Origin of the sequence: Brevibacillus sp. BC25 (genome assembly GCF_000282075.1) — a bacterium.
Classification (GTDB): domain Bacteria; phylum Bacillota; class Bacilli; order Brevibacillales; family Brevibacillaceae; genus Brevibacillus.
This window is the reverse complement of sequence record NZ_AKIX01000131.1, coordinates 1-1,029: the sequence shown is the minus strand read 5'-3', so window position 1 is coordinate 1,029 and position 1,029 is coordinate 1. Positions and strand designations below refer to the sequence as shown.

8 tRNA genes are annotated in these 1,029 nt (G+C 48.8%); all 8 read left to right on the top strand.

What is annotated here, in order from left to right:
* Positions 1-70: 70 nt before the first annotated feature.
* The 8 genes from PMI05_RS28980 (at position 71) to PMI05_RS28945 (ending at position 799) form a co-directional block, all read left to right on the top strand.
* Positions 71-152, top strand: a tRNA-Leu gene (locus PMI05_RS28980).
* Positions 153-159: 7 nt separating this feature from the next.
* A tRNA-Gly gene (locus PMI05_RS28975) sits at positions 160-233 on the top strand.
* A gap of 8 nt (positions 234-241) precedes the next feature.
* Positions 242-330, top strand: a tRNA-Ser gene (locus tag PMI05_RS28970).
* A 24-nt stretch (positions 331-354) separates the two neighbouring features.
* Positions 355-431, top strand: a tRNA-Met gene (locus tag PMI05_RS28965).
* 1 nt (position 432) lies between these two features.
* Positions 433-506: transfer RNA gene (locus tag PMI05_RS28960), tRNA-Trp, on the top strand.
* Between the two features lie 30 nt (positions 507-536).
* Positions 537-612: transfer RNA gene (locus PMI05_RS28955), tRNA-His, on the top strand.
* Positions 613-632: 20 nt separating this feature from the next.
* Positions 633-706 (top strand) — tRNA-Arg (locus PMI05_RS28950).
* 8 nt (positions 707-714) lie between these two features.
* A tRNA-Leu gene (locus PMI05_RS28945) sits at positions 715-799 on the top strand.
* Positions 800-1,029 lie beyond the last annotated feature (230 nt).

Here is a 1,029-nt window from a genome sequence, read left to right as displayed (position 1 = left end):
AGTACTTGGCTTGGGACCAAGGGGTCGCAGGTTCGAATCCTGTCTTCCCGACCATGTTTCAAATGAATATGCCGGTGTGGCGGAATGGCAGACGCGCGCGACTCAAAATCGTGAGGGAAACCGTGGGGGTTCAAGTCCCTTCACCGGCACCATATTCAAGCGGGTGTAGTTCAATGGTAGAACTCCAGCCTTCCAAGCTGGTCGCGTGGGTTCGATTCCCATCACCCGCTCCATATTTTGCGGAGGGATACCGAAGTGGTCATAACGGGGCGGTCTTGAAAACCGTTAGAGTGCAAGCTCACGGGGGTTCGAATCCCTCTCCCTCCGCCACTTCTTTTTATTACGAATAATTATGGCGGCGTAGCTCAGATGGCTAGAGCGTTCGGTTCATACCCGAAAGGTCGGGGGTTCGATCCCCTCCACCGCTACCATAGGGGCATAGTTTAACGGTAGAACGAAGGTCTCCAAAACCTTTGGTGTGGGTTCGATTCCTACTGCCCCTGCCAAGGAACATTCTTAAAAACGTATACATTATGGCGGTCGTGGCGAAGGGGTTAACGCACCGGATTGTGGCTCCGGCACTCGTGGGTTCAAGTCCCATCGATCGCCCCATTTTTTTATAACTACAATATGTCTCAGTAGCTCAGCTGGATAGAGCATCCGCCTTCTAAGCGGACGGTCGGGAGTTCGAACCTCTCCTGAGACGTTTTACATGCGGTCGTGGTGGAATTGGCAGACACACCATCTTGAGGGGGTGGCGGGGCGACCCGTGCGAGTTCGAGTCTCGCCGACCGCACCATTAATTTAAATGAGGTTAAAAAACCTCTTGATTAATGAAAAATAATGTGTTATATTAAAAATCTACTCACGAAACACACAAGTTTAACTGAGTAGAAAAAATCACATAAAACTAAAAAGTTGTTGACTTTGAAAGTTGGATGTGATAAATTAAAGATCTGCACCGGGCATGGTGCAAAATGCTCTTTGAAAACTGAACAGCGAAAGCGTTAATGAGTCTATCATTAAATG